Genomic DNA, 15,435 nt, shown 5'->3' with positions numbered 1-15,435 from the left:
GCGATGGGGCGGACCACGGACCTGCGCCGCGCCGTGGCCGCCGCCTTCGTGCCGGTGGCCGGGGCCGCGGGCTTCCGCCCCGACCGGCGCCGGATGCCCGCCACGCTGACCTTCCGCCGGACCGTCGGCGTGCAGGTGCAGATCCTCGAGATCCAGTGGGAGAAATACGGTCGCCCGCGCTTCGTCCTCGACTACGGTGCCTGCCCGGCCGAAGGCTTCACGATCGAGGGCCGGCGCTTCCCGCCCGAGGAGGTCTTCGCCGGCTGGCTCCCAGGCTCCGGCCGCCTGCAGCCGGGCCGTGGCATGGGGCCGGGCGCCTGGTTCCGGCAGGACCGGCCGCTCCTGCAGCGGCTGCTCGGCCGCGCCCCGCTGCGTCCGGCGGAGGATGTCGCAACCGAGCTCGTCGACCTGTTCCCCGAGGTGCTGCGCGCCCTGGACGACGGGGTGCGGGGCCCGCACCTCACCCCGTTGCAGCCGTGAGGCGTCGCTAGCCCCCGATCCGCTCCGCCACTGCCCGTGCCGCCGCCGCCGTGCCGTCCTTGCCGCCGATGTCCGGGGTGCGCAGGCCGTTCGCGAAGGCCGCATCCACCGCGGCGTCGAGTTCCGCCGCCGCATCGGCATAGGCCTGACCCGCGCCCTTCCCGGCCAGCCAGTCCAGCATCATCGCTGCCGAGAGGATCGTGGCCGTCGGGTTCGCGAGCCCCTTGCCCGCGATGTCGGGCGCGGTGCCGTGCGCGGGCTGGAACACCGCATGCGTGTCGCCGATGTCGGCCGAGGGTGCGAAGCCCATGCCGCCCACCAGCCCGGCACCGAGGTCGGAGAGGATGTCGCCGAACATGTTCTCGGTCGGCAGCACGTCGAAGGCCCAGGGATGGCGCACCAGGTCGAGCGCCATCGCATCCACGTAGTGCGCGCCGTGCGCGACGTCGGGGAATTCCGGTGCGACCTCGGCAAAGATGCCGCGCATGAAGGCGAAGGCGCGGAAGACATTGGCCTTGTCCACTAGCGTCACGGTGCCGGGCTTGCCCCGACGCTCGGCCCGCCGCCGCGCAAGGCCGAAGGAGAAGCGCGCGAGGCGCTCGGTCGTGCGGCGCGTGATGCGCAGCGTCTCCTCCGCCATGTCGTGCGTCACGGTGCCGCGGTCGCGGGAGAAGAACAGGCCCTCGGTGCTCTCGCGCACGATCACGAGGTCGATCCCCCGCGCACGCGGGTCGGCCAGCGCCACGGGCACGCCCGGCAGCGCGCGGAACGGCCGGACGCCGGCATAGAGGTCGAGGCGGAAGCGAAGGTCGAGCTGCGGCGCGATCTCGGTGCCGTCCGCGGTGCGGATCTCGGGCCAGCCCATGGCGCCCAGCAGGATCGCGTCGGCGCCCGCAGCCTTCGCGAAGGTTTCCTCGCTCATCGCCGTGCCGGTGTCGCGGTAGCAGAAGGCGCCGGCGCGGAGTTCCTCCATGGCAAGGCCGATGCCGTGCCGCCGCGCCAGCGGCTCGAGGACGGCGAGGGTGGCAGCGGTCACCTCGGTGCCGATGCCGTCGCCAGGCATGACGGCGATGCGAAGGGTGTTGGAGGGCAGCGGCATGGTTGTCGTTCCTGTGGGTTCAGTCGCCCGCGAAGGCGAGGCGTTCGAGCAGGCGCGCGAGCATCTCGCCGGCGCCAGCCCGGTGGGCGCGATGGATGGCCTCGGCGCGGGCCGGGTCGCGCGCACGGATCGCGGCGACGACAGCCCGGTGGTCGTCGTTCGACGCATCGGGGCGCGGGCGCAACCGCAGCGTCGCCATCCGCCAGCGATGGGCCCTGTCGGCGAAGGAGGCGACGACCGCGGCCAGCATCGCATTGCCGGAGGCCTCGGTCAGCCGGCGGTGGAAATCGGCATCGGCATCGGCCCAGGCATCGAGGTCGTCGCGGGCGAGCGCCGCGTCCATGGCGGCGACCGCGGATTCAAGCGACGCCAGCGTGGCGGCGTCGAGGCCGCGTTCGGCGCAGCGCCGCGCGGCGGCGGCTTCGAGTTCGGTCAGCACGTCGTAGATCTCGCGCATGTCATCGGCCGAAAGCGGCTTCACCTGCATCCCGTGCCGCGGGCGCAGGTGCACCAGCCCCTCGTCGGCCAGGCGGACCATCGCCTCGCGCACCGGGGTGCGCGAGAGGCCGAGGGCCACGGCCATCTCGCCCTCCAGCACCAGGGCGCCGGCCGGCAGCGCGCCCGAGAGGATGCGGGCGCGGATCTCGCGGAAGGCGCGGGCGGCCGCGGTCTCGCCGCGCGCGGCGCTCACGGGGACTGCCATGCGCCGGCCTCGGCCGAGCGATAGGCGGCGGTCTCGATCCGGAGGTTCGGCAGGTAGTCGCGCGCCGCGTTCTCGACCGGCCCGCGGCCGAGCAGGTGGTCGAGGACATGGGCCTGCAGCAGCAGCACGCAGTCCCCGCCGAAGCCGCGGCGCTGCCAGGCGAAGGGCACCGGGGCCTCGGCGGTCGCGCCGCGGGCGCGGCGGAACAGGTGCCCTTCCCCGTCGAGGCGGAGCGACGCCTCGGCGCCGTCGATCCACATCTCGCCCATGGTCAGGCGGCGGTCGGCGGAAGCGTGATCGGCGCAGCGGTTGCCGTCGAACAGCGAGCGCGCGCCGGATGCGTGGCGTGCCAACAGCATCCCCGCATCCTCCCCCGCGATGGCCGGGTTGATGCGGCGCAGATCCGCGAATACGGCGTCGATGGGGCCGAGCAGGAAGCGCATCAGGTCGATCAGATGGATGCCGGTCTCATGGAGCAGGAAGCGCGGCATGCGCCGGAAATAGGGCTGCCGCGCAAGATAAGCGTCGGGCCCCTGGCCATCCCCCGGGCGGAGGCGGAAGGTCGCGCCATACACCTCCCCCAGCCGTCCGGCGGCGATCTCGGCGCGGGCGGCGCGGTGCCAGGGCTGGAACCGGAAATTCTCGTGCACGACCAGGAGGGTGCCGGCGGCCTCGGCCTCAGCGGTCACCGCCTCGGCTTCCTCGAGGTCGCGGCAGAAGGGCTTCTGGCAGATCACGGCACGGATGCCGGCGGCGATGGCGACACGGATCGCCGCGGCATGGGCCGGCGGCGGGGCCGCGATGTCGAGCAGGTCGGGCGCCGTTGCGGCCAGCATGGGCGCCAGCGCGTCGAAGGCCGCGGCGCCATGCGGGGCAGCGGCCGCGGCGGCCTTCGCCGGGTCGAGGTCGGCGATGCCAACGAGCCGCGCCTCCGGCAGCCGCGACCAGGCCTCGTGGTGCAGCGCCGCGAAATAGCCTGCGCCGAGCACGGCGACGCGGACCGGGGAAGCGAGGCGCGCCATGCGGGACCCCATACGGATACTTTAATGCATGCGTTGTTGCGCGCAAGGGCCTCCGCCCGCGCGGGGCGCGACGGGCCGTCTGCGATACCTGCCGGCCGCCCAGCGCCTCGGGATCAGGTGCCGCCCCTGATCCGGCCTACCCGGGGTCGGGGGGCACCTTCAGGATGCGGCAAGGATCGGCGCGGCAGACTCCGGCCACGCCGCCTCCTGAAACATGCGGCGACGGAGGATCCCCGCGTGCCGCACGACCCGCTGCCGATGCTGGCCAGGCTGCGACGGATCGAGGTGGAGGCCGCCCGGCGCCGGATGGCCGAGGCCGCGGAGGCGCTGGCACGCCAGCGTGCGGCGGCCGCCGAGGCGGAAGCCGCGCTCCGCGCCGAGACGCCCGATGCGGTGGCGCCGACCTACGGCGCCTTCCTCGCCCGCGGACTGGCGGCGCGGCATGCGGAGGCGGCCGCCCTCGCCCACGCCGAGGCAGCACTCGAGGCCGAGCGCGGCGCCCTGGCCGCGGCCCGGCGGGCGGAGAAGGTGCTCGACCTGCTGCGTGAGCGGCGCGCCGCGATCCATCGACGCACGGCAACGCGGCGCGAACAGGCGAGGCTGGAGGATGCCCGTCCAAGCGGATAGCATCGGCGCACTTGGGAGGATCACGACATGCATCATGGCTTTCGTCGCCGCGCCCTGCTCGGCGCGGCATCGCTGCCCCTGTTCGCGGCACACGCCCGCGCGCAGGGCGACTGGCCGACGCGCCCCGTGCGCATCATCGTCCCCTTCCCGCCGGGCCAGGCGGCGGACATCTTCACGCGCCTGGTCGCCGAGGAACTCTCGAAGCGCTGGCCGCACCGCGTCGTGGTCGAGAACCGCGCGGGCGGCGCCGGCGCGCCGGCGCTCGAGGCCGGCGCGCGCTCGACGCCGGACGGCTACACGCTGATCACGGGAACCTCGGGCACGCTCGGCGTGAACCCTTCAGTCGTGGCGCGGCTGCCCTATGACGCGGAGCGCGACTTCGCGCCGATCTCCAACATCTTCATCGCGCCGCTGGTGCTGATCGCGCATCCGGCGCAGCCCTTCTCGGACGCGGCGGGCTTCGCCGCGGCGGCGCGGGCGCGCCCCGGCGCGCTCGACTGCGCCTCGGCCGGGCCGGCGACGTCGCAGCACATGGCGACGGAACTCCTGATGCTGCGCACCGGGCTCCGGCTCAACATCGTGCACTACCGGGGCTCGGGGCCGGGCGTCACGGACCTGATCGCGGGCAATGTCGCGCTCATGATGGATTCGGTGGCGTCCGCGCTGCCGCATATCCGGTCGGGCCGCGCGAAGGCATTGGCGGTGACGACGCGCGCGCGCATCTCCGCCCTGCCGGAGGTGCCCACGATCGCCGAGACGCTCTTTCCCGGCTTCGAGGCGGTGGGCTGGTCCGGGCTGGTCGCCCCGGCCGCGACGCCGCCCGCCATCATCACGCGCATCAGCGCCGATGTCGGCGCGATCCTGCGCGACCCGGCCATGGTGCGGCGGATCGAGGAGATGGGCGCCGTCGCGGACCCGACCACGCCGGAGCAATACGCCGCCTTCATCAGCAGCGAGATCGCGAAGTGGCGGGAAGTGGCGCGGGCCGCGAACGTCACGCTATGATGGAAGGCCGGGGGGAGAAGGGAACTTCTCCCCCCGGACCCCCCACAACCTTCTCTGGCACCTGGGACCGACCTCCGGATGCATGGCGCCAGGTGTCAGAGAAGGTAGGGCTTGGGGTCTCCGCGGCGTTGCGCAGCAACGTCGTGGCGTCCCGGATCGGGGGAGGTTCCCCTCCGCCGACCTTGTCACCCCCGTCGCGGCAGCACCCGGCAGGCCTCGTCCGCCGCGCGCGCCAGCAGCACCATCCGCCGCGCCGCGACCGCCCCGGCCGCGGCTTCGCCCGCCACGTGCTCCGCAATCCTGGAACTGAGCAGCGCGCGGACCGCCGCATCCACCGCGACATCGGTCGCCGCCACCATCGCCGCATCCAGCGCGACCCGCCGCAGGAGGGAAGCGGTGCCCGCGATGCCCGGCCGGAACCCATGCAGCGCTGCCACCTGGCGCACCAGCCGCACGCCCCGCCAGGCGAAGACCAGCGCGTCGAGCGCCGGCGATGGGCTGACGGCCGTCACCGCGAAGGCCTGCAGCGCCGCCGCGCGGCCGAGCGCCGCCGCGTCCTGGGCGATCGGCACGAGCGTCCTGGCCTCGACCAGCGCGGCGATGCCCTCGACGGAAAGGTCGGCAAGGTCGCCCGGGCGTGCGCGTCCCGGCGGCAGGGCCGCCTGCCAGGCCGCGAGCTCCGCCCGGAACGCCGCCGCATCCCCGCGCGCCGCCGCGGCGCGGGCGCGGTCGACCGAGCGCAGGGAGAAGTAGCCCCGCGCCTCCCGCCATGTCGCAAGGCCAAGCAGCCCGAAGCCGGCGACGGCAACCGCGAGCGTCAGCCAGCCAAGCGCGGCCGTGCGCGCGAATTGCGCGGCCACGAAATTCGCGGCCTCCAGCACCGAGAAGCCGAACAGCAGCAGCGCGACCCCCGCCACGGCCAGCGCGAGCGACGACCAGCCGCCCGCGCCCGGCGGCGCCACCGGCGCGACCGACTTCTCCCAGCCGAAATCGAGCCGCGGCGCGGGGCTCGCGCCATCATCGCGGATGATGCGCGGGGCCGGGGCGGTCACAGCGCATCCCCGATCAGCCAGGCGAGTAGCGCGTCGAGGCCAAGATGCGGCATGCCGCTGCTGCCCGCGGGGTCGAGGCGGGGCGGGCGGAATTCCGGCATGGTGAACAGGCCGGCATCCCAGAAGGCGGGTTCGGGCGGCTTCATCGGCACCTCGCCCGGATAGATGGTGGCGCCGCGCCCGTCCTGCAAAAGCACGCCGCGCACGGCGGCGACGGAATGACCCTCGAGCCGCGTGACCGTATCCTCGGTGCAGCGGATGGCGGCGACGGCGTGGCAGGAGACGGCGGCACCCGATTGCGCCGCCCGTCCGCGGGCGCCGAGCGCGATGTGCTCGACAAGCGCGGCGAGCGCGTCACGCGCGCGGGACGGCACGTGGTCCGCCTTGGTGGCGGCGAAGGCAACGCGCGTCGGCGCGGCGCCCAGCATCCGTTCGAGCCAGCCCGCGCCCGAGACGACCGAAGCGATGGCCGACAGCGCATCGCCGGTGTCGTGGAAGGCTTCCTCCCCCGCATGCAGCGCGCCCAGCACGTCGACCAGCACGACCTGGCGCTGGAAGCGGGAGAAGAACGGGTCGAGGAAGGTGCTGCGCTGGTCGTCGAGATAGGCCGCGTGGCGGCGCGCGCAGAGCGCGGCGAGGCCGCCACGGGCGGTGGCCGGCAGCGGGAAGAACCAGAGCAGCGGCGCTTCCCCGCGCGGCCCGGGGTTCAGGAAGCGGCCGGGCTGGAGCAGACGCAAGCCGTGCGTGTCGCGGCAGGCGCGGAGCGCATCGCGGTAGAGCGTGTAGCCGCGCCGCGCGAGCGCATCCTCGGCCGCCGCCTCGGAAGGCAGGGCTTCGACGAAGCGGAGGAACTCGGCCGCCGGGCCCGCGCGGATGCCGCGCTTCAGCCGTGCCAGCGTCTCCTCCGACCAGGCGGCGTAGTCCTGGCGCAGCATCGGCAGGTCGAGCAGCCATTCGCCGGGATAGTCGATCAGGTCGAGGGTGAGGCGGCGCTCCGGCAGCAGGCCGCCGAGCGAGGTGCGGCGCTCGACGTCGATCGCGATCGAGAGCGTCGAGAAATCCTCGGTGCGTTCGGGCCAGCGCGGCGGCTCGGCGGCCAGCGCGCCGAGATGCGCGTCGGGGTCAAAGCGCGGCACCGTCTCGGTGCCCGCGGGCACCACGAAGACGCGGCGGATACGCCCGCCGGCGGCGTCGCTCAGCAGCGGCAGCGTGCGCGCACCGCGGCCGGCCGCCAGCAGGTTCGCGACCAGGGAGGTGAGGAAGACCGTCTTGCCGGCGCGCGACAGGCCCGTGACGGCCAGGCGGATGCGTTCGCGCCCCACCAGGGCGCGGGCGGCATCCTCGGCGGTGTCGAGGACGCCGCGAAGCAGGGAGAACGGATCCATGCGGCGTGGATCAGGCGCGGTGCAGGTCGCAGGTGGTCATGGCTGAGCGTCGCATCCGAGCGGCATCGCCGTCCATCCGCCACGCATCTCGCCGGAGGGTGGCCGGGGCCTCACCTCGGCCGCGTGCCGGCCGCGGACAGGCCGGCGCCGGACCGCGCCGCCTTCATGCCCGCCATGACGCGCCGCTTCGCCAGGAACCGCGCGAGACGGAAGCCCGGCGTGAAATATCGCTGCAGCCATTCCTCCGCCCTGTCGCCAGCCTGCGCCGCCGAGGGCGCGGGCGTGATCGCGACGCCACCCTCCGGGGTCAGGCGCGCGCGAACGAGCCGCGTGCCGGGCGGCACGTCGCCCGAGGGCTCCAGCAGCGGCTGCAGCCATCCGCGAGGAATCGCGGCGTCGAGCATCGCGAGGCGCGGGGTCACCGGCACGGAATCGGGCCAGGGCTCCCTGTCGTCGAGGCAGGCCGCGCCCTGCTCCCAGTACCGGAGCGCGATGCGCTGGAGCATGGCGGTGTCCTCGGGTGCCTCCTGCAGGCGCGCGAACATCCGCTGCTTGACCTGAAGGGCCAGCGACAGGTCGGGAATGGGGCGCCCGTCGGTCGCGACATGGGACCCGAGGTCGCGGGCGAGCTTTCCGAGGAATTGCGCGCGGCTGCGCGCCGGCAGGTGCCAGAGCACCCCGAAATGCGCACCCGAGGTCGGCTTCGCGAAGGCCGTGCCGACCAAGTGATGGTTGCCGGCGCCAAGGCGGAAGCCGGGCAGGGCATCGGCGATCCTGCGATGGATGGCGATTTTTCCGAGGCCCGGCCGTGCCGGCGTCGGATTGGCGATCCAGCGCGCCGATGGCGCGAAGGGATCGGCCAGCGGCATCGCATGGCGCCACCGCAGGCTGAGAAGCGGGCTCGCCTGCGCCGCGAGGCCTTCGCGAAGCTCCCGCGGCCCCGCGACGTCGAGGAACTCGTCGGCGTCGAGCGGGAAGACCCAGTCGGCGCCACGCCGGAAGGCCTCCTGCGTCAGGGCGGTCATGACGGCAGATTGCCAGTGGCTGGGACAGGTCATCCGCCAGATCGAGACCGGATGGCCCGCGGCCTCGGCGCCGTCCAGGATGGCGGGCGTCGCGTCGCGCGACAGGTGCTCCACCACCAGGACCATGTCGAACAGGGCCAGGGCGTGTGAGAGGAAGCCCGGAAGGACGTCCTCCTCGTCCCGCACCATGACGACGGCGGCGATGCTGGCCATGTCCCTGCGCCCCCGGGATGGGGCGACGCACGGCGTTCCGGACGGACGCCGTGCGTCGCCCCTTCGCAGCCTAGCGCTGGATCAGTTCGATCTTGTAGCCGTCCGGATCTTCCACGAAGGCGATGATGGTGGTGCCGAACTTCACCGGCCCCGCCTCGCGCGTCACCTTGCCGCCGCCGTTGCGCACCGCCTGGCAGGCCGCGGCCACGTCGGGCACGCCCACGGCCAGGTGGCCGAACGCGTTGCCGAGGTCGTACGTCTCAACGCCGTAGTTGTAGGTGAGCTCGATCTCGCCCTGGCCGTCCTTGTTGCCTTCGCCGTAGCCGAGGAAGCAGAGCGTGTACTTGCCGTCGGGCACGTCGCGGCGGCGCAGTTCCTTCATGCCGAGCAGGCCGGTGTAGAACTTCACGCTGCGCTCGAGGTTGCCCACGCGGATCATGGTGTGCAGGAAGCGGCCTTCGGTCATCGTCCTTGTCCTTCCGTGAATTCCGCGGGGTCGAACGCGAGCAGGAACAACCCTGCCGCGGCGGCCCGCGCGATGGTGGCGTCACGCTCGAGGAGGATGGTGCCGCCGGCCTCGAAGGCCAAGCCGCGCAGCCCCGCGGCGCATGCCGCATCCACCGTGCGGGGGCCGATGGTCGGCAGGTCCGCGAGCGGGGTCTGGCCGGGCTTCAGCGCCTTGACCAGCACGCCGCCCGGACCCTCGCGCCGGAGCGCGCCGGCCCTGGCAAGCATCGCATCCGTCCCCTCGATGGCCTCGGCCGCCAGCACGAGGCCCTGCTGCACGACGCAGCCCTGCCCGACATCCACGGCACCGAGCGCCCGGCAGACCGCGAGCCCGCGCTGGATGTCCGCGCGCGCGAGGTCATCCAGCGCCGGCCCGGCCAGCAGCGCCGCGGGCGGCAGCAACCCACCCAGCACCTGCTGCGCGCCGATCACCTCGAAGCCGTCCTCGGCCAGCACCTTCATCACCGCGCGCAGGATGGAATCGTCGCCGGCGAAGGCGGCCTTGCCCACGCGCGCGAGCAGCTTCATCCCCGCCGCGTCCGGCCGCAGCGACAGGATCGAGGGCCGCGCGACCGTGCCGGCAAGGACGATCTGCCGCACCCCGTGCCCCTTCAGCCAGGCCAGCATCTGCGCCGCCAGGCCCCAGCGGAAGGCGGCATGGGGAAAGCGCGGATAGGCGCGCGGATCGCCATGGTCCTGCAGCACCGCGACCACCACCGGCCGGCCGGAGGCGGCCACCGCCTCGGCCACGCGCACCGGCAGCAGGCCGCCGCCCGCAATCACGCCGAGCGGGTCAGCCATGGCGGCGCCGGTCAGGCCGCGTCGTCCTCATCGCCCGCATCCAGGTCGCGGCCCGCCTTGCAGAGGCCGCGCCGCGACTCCGCCTTGATGAAGGCGACGATCTCGGCGACCAGCGCGTCGTCGGGCCAGCGCGCCTCGGCGTCGGCCAGGCGGTCGCTGAACACGCCGGGTTCCTTGAACAGCAGCCGGAAGGCGCCGCGCAGCGCGTGGATCTGCGGTCGGGTGAAGCCGCGGCGCTTCAGGCCGATCAGGTTCAGCCCGATCATCCGCGCCCGGTTGCCCATGGCGGACCCGTAGGGAATGACGTCGGCCTCGACGCCGCTCATGCCGCCGATCACGGCCTGGCGGCCGATGCGCACGAACTGGTGGATGGCGGTGCCGCCACCGACGAAAACCGTGTCCCCGATCCGGACGTGGCCGCCGAGCATGACGTTGTTGGCGAGGATGACGCGGTCGTCCAGCACGCAGTCATGTGCGACATGGGCGACCGCCATGATCATGCAGTCGGCACCGACGCGCGTCATCCCGTCGCCGCCCACGCTGCCGCGATGGATGGTGGCGTGTTCCCGCACCAGGGTGCGCGCGCCGATCTCGCAGCCCGTGGGCTCGCCCTTGTACTTGAGGTCCTGCGGCGCCATGCCGATGGTCGCGAAGGGATAGACCTTCACGCCGGCGCCGAGCCGCGTCCGCCCGTCGACCACGACGTGGGAGAGCAGGTCGACGCCGGCCTCGAGCACCACCTCGGGGCCGACGACGCAGGCGGGACCGACCCGGCAGCCTTCGCCGATGACCGCGCCGGGTGCGACCGCCGCGGTCGGATGGATGTCGGCCATGCTCACCTGTCCAGGATCATCGCGGCGTAGGTGGCTTCCGCCACCACCTTGCCGTCCACCTTCGCCTCGGCGCTGAACTTCCAGATGTTGCCACGCTGGCGTTCCTTCTTCACGTGCACGCGCATCTGGTCGCCGGGCACCACGGGCTTGCGGAACTTCGCCTGGTCCACGGTCATGAAGTACACGAGCTTGCCGGCCCAGTCGGGGCCGAGCGTCGTGACCACCAGGACGGCTGCGGTCTGGGCCATGCACTCGATGATGAGCACGCCGGGCATCACCGGCATGCTCGGGAAATGGCCCTGGAAGAAGTTCTCGTTGATCGTGACGTTCTTGATGCCGATGCAGGACTCGTTCTTCACGAGCTCCACCACACGGTCCACCAGCAGGAACGGGTAGCGGTGCGGGATCGCGTGCATGATCTGCGCGATCTCGAGGGTTCCGACCTCGCCCGTCCCTTCGGGCAGTGCTTCGTTGCTCATGGCGTCCCGCCCGCCTTTGCGTCCGTCTTGCCCGCCGCGTTGCGCCGCAGCCAGGCGAAGGCCTTCAATGTCTCGCGCGCCGGCCAGGCCGGGCTGCCGACCACGTCGGTGCCCGCCGGCACGCTGTTCATCACGCCCGCCTGCGCGCCGACCCGCGCGCGGTCGCCCAGCGTGATGTGCCCGATGATGCCGGCCTGCGCCGCCACCACCACGTAGTCGCCGAGTTCGGCCGAGCCCGCGATACCCACCTGCGCCACGATCACGCAGCCCCGCCCGGTACGGACGTTGTGTGCGACCTGCACGAGGTTGTCGAGGCGCGTCCCCGGCCCGAGCACGGTGTCGCCGCCCGCGCCTCGGTCGACGCAGGAATTGGCGCCGATCTCGACGCCGTCGCCCAGGATCACGCGGCCGAGTTGCGGCACGGTCACATGCTCGCCCTTCGGCGTGGTGACGAAGCCGAAGCCCTCGTTGCCGACGCGGGCCCCTTCGTGCAGCACGACACTGGCGCCGGCCACGCAATGCAGCAGGCTGGCATGCGCGCGCAGGATGGACCCCGCGCCGAGCACGCATCCCGCGCCCACAACCGCATGCGGGCCGATGATGCAGCCGGGACCGATCTCGGCCCCCGCGCCGACCAGCGCGAAGGGCCCGATCTCGGTCCCCTCCCCGATCGTGGCGTCGGGCTCGACGAAGGCGGTCGGGTGGATGCCGGCGACCGGGGCCGGACGCGGGTGGAACAGCGCGGCGACGCGCGCGAACGCCAATTGCGGCGCCTCGCAGACCAGCGCGATGCAGCCTTCGGGCACGGTCGCTTCCGCATCGGCGGCGACCAGAACCGCGCCGGCGCGCGTCACCGCCAGCGCGGCGGCGTGGCGGCGACCCTCGCAGTAGGCGACATCATCCGGCCCCGCGAGCGCGAGCGGCGCGACACCGGCCATCAGGCGCGCCGGATTGCCGGCAAGGCGCGCGCCCGCGGCCTCGGCGATCTCGGCGAGGCGGTGCGGTCCGCGCGCCGGGAAGAAGCGCGGATCCGCGCCCATCACTCAGTTCCGCTGCTGCGGACGCTGCGCGCCCTGGCGCGGCGCGGCGGGTGCAGGTGCGGGCGCGGGTGTCGCCCCGACCTCGTCCGGCACCGCCACGCGGGGCAGCATCCGGTTCAGCTGGGCGGCGACCTCGGCGGTCAGGTCGAAGGGCGGCTCGTTGAAGATCACGAGCGGGCGCGGCAGCACGAGGTTGACGCTGCGGCTCGCCGCCACCTGGCGGATGATGACGCCGAGCGCCTGCTCGATCTCGCGCAGCGAGGTCTGCGCGACGCGCTCGATGTCCTGGGCGCGGTCGCGCAGCGTGCGCTGGCTGTCGGTGATGCGGTCCTGCAGTTCGCGTTCACGCGTGCGGAGCGCCTCGGGGGCGAGGCCTCCGCGCTCGGCGGCCAGGCGCTGCTGCTCGTCGCGCCAGCGCTGCTGCTCGCGCTGCAGGTCGTCGTTCAGGCGGGCGCGGCGGCGCTCGATCTCCTCGCGCACCTGGGTGAAGGCGGTCGAGACGCGCTGGATCTCGGGCACGTCGACGATGCCGATCACGGCGGCCGGCGGCGGCACGCCCTGCGGCAGGGCCGGCGGCGCCTGCACAGGCTGCTGCGCCGGCGCCTGGGCCGGGCGCTGCTGTGCCTGGGCGGGGCGCTGCTGCTGCTGCTGCTGGCCGGGCACGAACCACTGCTGCTGCTGCTGTGCGGCGGCCGGAAAGGCGAGGAACGCGCAAGCAAGAGCGACTGTCAGGTAACGGGCCATGTGGTGCGGCCTCCTTCGATCAGAAACGTGTGCCGAAGCCGAGACGGAAGACCTGCGTCTCGTCGTAGTCCTTCTTCACCACCGCCTGGGCGAGGTCGATGTTGATCAGCCCGATCGGGCTGCGCCAGGAGATGCCGATGCCGACGCCCACGCGCGGGTCGGAGTCGTCGCGCACCTCGGGTCCCGTGACCGAGGACGGCAGCCCCGTCAAGGCGCCGACATCCACGAAGGCCCGGCCGATGAAGCCGAGTTCGGACGGGATCGGCAGCGGGAAGCGGAACTCGGCCGAGGAGGTCCAGAGCGTCTGGCCGCCAAGGCTGTCGTTGGTCGAGACGTCGCGCGGCCCGGCCCCGCCGAGGGCGAAGCCGCGCAGGTTCTCGCCGCCCAGGAAGAAGCGGTCGACGATGCGGCTGTCCTTGTCGCCGTAGGGCGAGAGATAGCCAGCGCCGGCCGCGAGCACGAGCACGTATTCGGGGTCGCCCAGCAGGCGCTCGAAGGGGATGTAATACTGTCCGTCGGCACGGAACCGGACGTAGGAGACATCGCCGCCGAGGCCCGCCCAGTCCGCGCCCACGCGCACCACGTAGCCGTCGCGCGGCTGGATGCGGCTGTCGCGGCGGTCGTAGGTCAGGGTGGTCGAGACCTGGCTGAGCAGGGTCCGGCCTTCCTGTTCGCGGATGAACCGCGACACGAACTGATCGACGTCATAGAGGTCGCGGTCCACGAGCGAATAGGCCCAGGACTGGCGTAGCCGCTCGTTGATCTCGTAGCCCATGCGGAGCGCGAAGCCTGCCCGCCGCTCCTGGTAGCCGGAGGTCTCGCGCAGGTCGCGCTGCACGAGGAAGACGTCGGCGCCGGCCGCGAGGTTGCGCTCGAGGAACTGCGGGTCGGTCACCGACAGGTCGACCTGACTGCGCCGCTGCGCCAGCGTCAGGTTGACGCGGGCATCGATGCCGGTGCCGACCAGGTTGCGTTCGCGCAGGCCGATGTCGGCCAGCAGGCCCGCATCGGTCGAGAACCCGCCGCCGATGGTGAATTCGCCGGTCGCGCGCTCAGTCACCTGGGTGTTCAGGATCACGCGGTCGGGCGCCGAGCCCGGCGTCGTGTTGATCTGCACGTCCGAGAAGTAGCCGAGGCTGCGGATGCGGTCGCGCGAACGGCGCACCTGGTTCACCACCAGCGGGTCGCCCTCCGCCACGCGGAACTCGCGGCGGATCACGCGGTCCTGCGTGCGGGTGTTGCCCGTGATGTCGATGCGCTCGACGAAGGCGCGGGGGCCCTCGCTGATCTCGAAGGCAAGGTCGACGGTGCCGGCTTCGCGGTTGCGCGTCACGCGCGGCTCGACATTCGCGAAGGGGAAGCCGCGCGTGCCGAGCACCTCGGTCAGCAGGTTGTCGGCGCGCTCCACGGCGTCGCCGTCGTACCAGTCGCCGGCCGAGACCGGCAGCTCGCGCCGCAGCGCGTCGGTGTCCACGCCGCGCAGCGTGCTGGTCACGTCGATCGTGCCGATCCGGTAGCGGGGGCCTTCCTCGATCGTATAGGTGATGAAGAAGCCGCTGCGGTCGGGTGCCAGTTCGGCCACCGCGCCGGTGATCTGCACGTCGGCATAGCCCTGCCGCAGGTAGAAGCGGCGCAGCAATTCGCGGTCGAAGGTCAGGCGGTCGGGGTCGTAGGTGTCGGAGGACGAGAGCAGCCGGTACCAGGCCTGCTCCCGCGTCGCCACGATCTCCTTCAGCCGGCCGTCGGAATAGGCCTGGTTGCCGACGAAGTTGATGCGCGCGACCAGCGCGACCTCGCCCTCGGTGATCTCGAACACCACGTCGACGCGGTTCTGGTCGAGCTCGATGATCTTGGGCTCGACGCTCGCGCCGAAGCGGCCACGGCGGGCGTAGATCTCGAGGATGCGCTGGCGGTCGGCCTGCGCCGCGGCGGGCGTGAAGACCCCGCGCGGGCGGAGTTGCACCTCGCTCCGCAGCGCGTCGCTCGTGACGCGGCGGTTGCCCTCGAAGCCGACGCGGTTGACGATCGGGTTCTCGGCCACGCGCACGATGACGCGGTTGCCCTCGGGCCGGATCTCGACATCGCGGAACAGGCCGGTCGCGAACAGCGCGCGCAGGCTGCGGTCGAGCCGGTCGGGGTCGGCCGGCTCACCGGGCTGCACCAGCATGTAGGATCGGATGGTGTCGGCCTCGATGCGCTGGTTGCCCTGCACCTCGATGGCCGCGACGCGTCCCGGCGCCTGCGCCGAGGAAGGAACCGCCATCGCGAGCGTGGCGAGGACGAGGAGGAGGGTGCGCAGCCTGGACAACGAATCGGCACCTGATCTGGGGGCTGACGAAGGGGCCGCACACTAGCCGAGCCGCCACCCCCCCGCCACCCCCGGCCATCGGGGGCGCGTTTGGCCGGGACGGCCGCCGGTC

At 73.1% G+C, this 15,435-nt stretch carries 16 protein-coding genes; 3 read left to right on the top strand and 13 right to left on the bottom strand.

Features of this window, described 5'->3' with window-relative positions; genetic code table 11:
* The first annotated feature begins 3 nt into the window (after positions 1 to 3).
* Positions 4 to 480: a hypothetical protein gene (locus tag E8M80_RS08325; RefSeq protein WP_137125213.1), complete on the top strand. Its 477-nt coding sequence runs from the start codon at positions 4 to 6 to the stop codon at positions 478 to 480.
* A 7-nt stretch (positions 481 to 487) separates the two neighbouring features.
* Here the strand turns inward: E8M80_RS08325 and E8M80_RS08320 are convergent, their stop codons facing one another.
* The 3 genes from E8M80_RS08320 to E8M80_RS08310 are packed head-to-tail and all read right to left on the bottom strand — an operon-like array spanning position 488 to position 3,304.
* Complete coding sequence (locus tag E8M80_RS08320; protein WP_137125212.1) at positions 488 to 1,579, bottom strand: isocitrate/isopropylmalate dehydrogenase family protein; 1,092 nt, start codon at positions 1,577 to 1,579, stop codon at positions 488 to 490.
* Positions 1,580 to 1,598: 19 nt separating this feature from the next.
* A complete protein-coding gene (locus E8M80_RS08315; RefSeq protein ID WP_137125211.1) occupies positions 1,599 to 2,282 on the bottom strand; it encodes a GntR family transcriptional regulator in 684 nt (227 codons plus the stop codon).
* Positions 2,267 to 3,304, bottom strand: a complete 1,038-nt coding sequence (locus E8M80_RS08310; RefSeq protein WP_137125210.1) for a Gfo/Idh/MocA family protein — start codon at positions 3,302 to 3,304, stop codon at positions 2,267 to 2,269. Before E8M80_RS08310 ends, E8M80_RS08315 begins: the two co-directional genes overlap by 16 nt.
* Before the next feature lie 237 nt (positions 3,305 to 3,541).
* On the opposite strand from E8M80_RS08310, the gene E8M80_RS08305 reads away from it, so the two are divergent.
* The gene (locus E8M80_RS08305; protein ID WP_137125209.1) at positions 3,542 to 3,931 is read left to right on the top strand and encodes a flagellar FliJ family protein; all 390 of its coding nucleotides are present in this window, start codon (positions 3,542 to 3,544) and stop codon (positions 3,929 to 3,931) included.
* A 27-nt stretch (positions 3,932 to 3,958) separates the two neighbouring features.
* On the top strand, positions 3,959 to 4,936 hold the full coding sequence (locus E8M80_RS08300; RefSeq protein ID WP_137125208.1) for a tripartite tricarboxylate transporter substrate binding protein: 978 nt from the start codon (positions 3,959 to 3,961) through the stop codon (positions 4,934 to 4,936).
* A gap of 185 nt (positions 4,937 to 5,121) precedes the next feature.
* On the opposite strand, the gene E8M80_RS08295 is transcribed toward E8M80_RS08300, so the two are convergent.
* From E8M80_RS08295 to bamA, 10 genes are all read right to left on the bottom strand, one after another.
* Positions 5,122 to 5,988, bottom strand: coding sequence for a DUF697 domain-containing protein (locus E8M80_RS08295; RefSeq protein ID WP_170979280.1), 867 nt, complete (start codon positions 5,986 to 5,988; stop codon positions 5,122 to 5,124).
* Entirely contained in the window at positions 5,985 to 7,373 is a 1,389-nt protein-coding gene (locus tag E8M80_RS08290; RefSeq protein ID WP_137125206.1) for a YcjX family protein, read from the bottom strand. Before E8M80_RS08290 ends, E8M80_RS08295 begins: the two co-directional genes overlap by 4 nt.
* Before the next feature lie 110 nt (positions 7,374 to 7,483).
* The gene (locus E8M80_RS08285; RefSeq protein WP_137125205.1) at positions 7,484 to 8,611 is read right to left on the bottom strand and encodes a glycosyltransferase family 2 protein; all 1,128 of its coding nucleotides are present in this window, start codon (positions 8,609 to 8,611) and stop codon (positions 7,484 to 7,486) included.
* A 70-nt stretch (positions 8,612 to 8,681) separates the two neighbouring features.
* Positions 8,682 to 9,077, bottom strand: a complete 396-nt coding sequence (gene gloA / locus E8M80_RS08280; RefSeq protein WP_137125204.1) for a lactoylglutathione lyase — start codon at positions 9,075 to 9,077, stop codon at positions 8,682 to 8,684.
* On the bottom strand, positions 9,074 to 9,919 hold the full coding sequence (locus tag E8M80_RS08275; RefSeq protein WP_170979279.1) for an LpxI family protein: 846 nt from the start codon (positions 9,917 to 9,919) through the stop codon (positions 9,074 to 9,076). Before E8M80_RS08275 ends, gloA begins: the two co-directional genes overlap by 4 nt.
* 11 nt (positions 9,920 to 9,930) lie before the next feature.
* Positions 9,931 to 10,752 (bottom strand): acyl-ACP--UDP-N-acetylglucosamine O-acyltransferase, encoded by an 822-nt coding sequence (gene lpxA / locus E8M80_RS08270; protein WP_137125202.1) that lies wholly within the window; start codon positions 10,750 to 10,752, stop codon positions 9,931 to 9,933.
* A gap of 2 nt (positions 10,753 to 10,754) precedes the next feature.
* Entirely contained in the window at positions 10,755 to 11,231 is a 477-nt protein-coding gene (gene fabZ, locus E8M80_RS08265; protein ID WP_137125201.1) for a 3-hydroxyacyl-ACP dehydratase FabZ, read from the bottom strand.
* The gene (gene lpxD / locus E8M80_RS08260; protein ID WP_137125200.1) at positions 11,228 to 12,271 is read right to left on the bottom strand and encodes a UDP-3-O-(3-hydroxymyristoyl)glucosamine N-acyltransferase; all 1,044 of its coding nucleotides are present in this window, start codon (positions 12,269 to 12,271) and stop codon (positions 11,228 to 11,230) included. Before lpxD ends, fabZ begins: the two co-directional genes overlap by 4 nt.
* Before the next feature lie 3 nt (positions 12,272 to 12,274).
* On the bottom strand, positions 12,275 to 13,015 hold the full coding sequence (locus E8M80_RS08255) for an OmpH family outer membrane protein (RefSeq protein ID WP_137125199.1): 741 nt from the start codon (positions 13,013 to 13,015) through the stop codon (positions 12,275 to 12,277).
* A 19-nt stretch (positions 13,016 to 13,034) separates the two neighbouring features.
* On the bottom strand, positions 13,035 to 15,323 hold the full coding sequence (bamA, locus tag E8M80_RS08250) for an outer membrane protein assembly factor BamA (RefSeq protein ID WP_240789948.1): 2,289 nt from the start codon (positions 15,321 to 15,323) through the stop codon (positions 13,035 to 13,037).
* Positions 15,324 to 15,435: the final 112 nt, after the last annotated feature.

This window comes from Roseomonas sp. HF4, assembly GCF_005222755.1.
Classification (GTDB): domain Bacteria; phylum Pseudomonadota; class Alphaproteobacteria; order Acetobacterales; family Acetobacteraceae; genus Neoroseomonas.
The sequence above is the reverse complement of the archived record's forward strand: the minus strand, read 5'-3'. Positions and strand labels throughout refer to the sequence as shown.

Excerpts from the sequence above, each read along its gene's own strand:
- E8M80_RS08325 (WP_137125213.1), top strand. The coding sequence starts at position 4 with ATGGGGCGGACCACGGACCTGCGCCGCGCCGTGGCCGCCGCCTTCGTG.
- E8M80_RS08320 (WP_137125212.1), bottom strand. The coding sequence starts at position 1,579 with ATGCCGCTGCCCTCCAACACCCTTCGCATCGCCGTCATGCCTGGCGAC.
- E8M80_RS08315 (WP_137125211.1), bottom strand. The coding sequence starts at position 2,282 with ATGGCAGTCCCCGTGAGCGCCGCGCGCGGCGAGACCGCGGCCGCCCGC.
- E8M80_RS08310 (WP_137125210.1), bottom strand. The coding sequence starts at position 3,304 with ATGGCGCGCCTCGCTTCCCCGGTCCGCGTCGCCGTGCTCGGCGCAGGC.
- E8M80_RS08300 (WP_137125208.1), top strand. The coding sequence starts at position 3,959 with ATGCATCATGGCTTTCGTCGCCGCGCCCTGCTCGGCGCGGCATCGCTG.
- E8M80_RS08290 (WP_137125206.1), bottom strand. The coding sequence starts at position 7,373 with ATGGATCCGTTCTCCCTGCTTCGCGGCGTCCTCGACACCGCCGAGGAT.
- E8M80_RS08285 (WP_137125205.1), bottom strand. The coding sequence starts at position 8,611 with ATGGCCAGCATCGCCGCCGTCGTCATGGTGCGGGACGAGGAGGACGTC.
- gloA (WP_137125204.1), bottom strand. The coding sequence starts at position 9,077 with ATGACCGAAGGCCGCTTCCTGCACACCATGATCCGCGTGGGCAACCTC.
- E8M80_RS08275 (WP_170979279.1), bottom strand. The coding sequence starts at position 9,919 with ATGGCTGACCCGCTCGGCGTGATTGCGGGCGGCGGCCTGCTGCCGGTG.
- lpxA (WP_137125202.1), bottom strand. The coding sequence starts at position 10,752 with ATGGCCGACATCCATCCGACCGCGGCGGTCGCACCCGGCGCGGTCATC.
- fabZ (WP_137125201.1), bottom strand. The coding sequence starts at position 11,231 with ATGAGCAACGAAGCACTGCCCGAAGGGACGGGCGAGGTCGGAACCCTC.
- lpxD (WP_137125200.1), bottom strand. The coding sequence starts at position 12,271 with ATGGGCGCGGATCCGCGCTTCTTCCCGGCGCGCGGACCGCACCGCCTC.
- E8M80_RS08255 (WP_137125199.1), bottom strand. The coding sequence starts at position 13,015 with ATGGCCCGTTACCTGACAGTCGCTCTTGCTTGCGCGTTCCTCGCCTTT.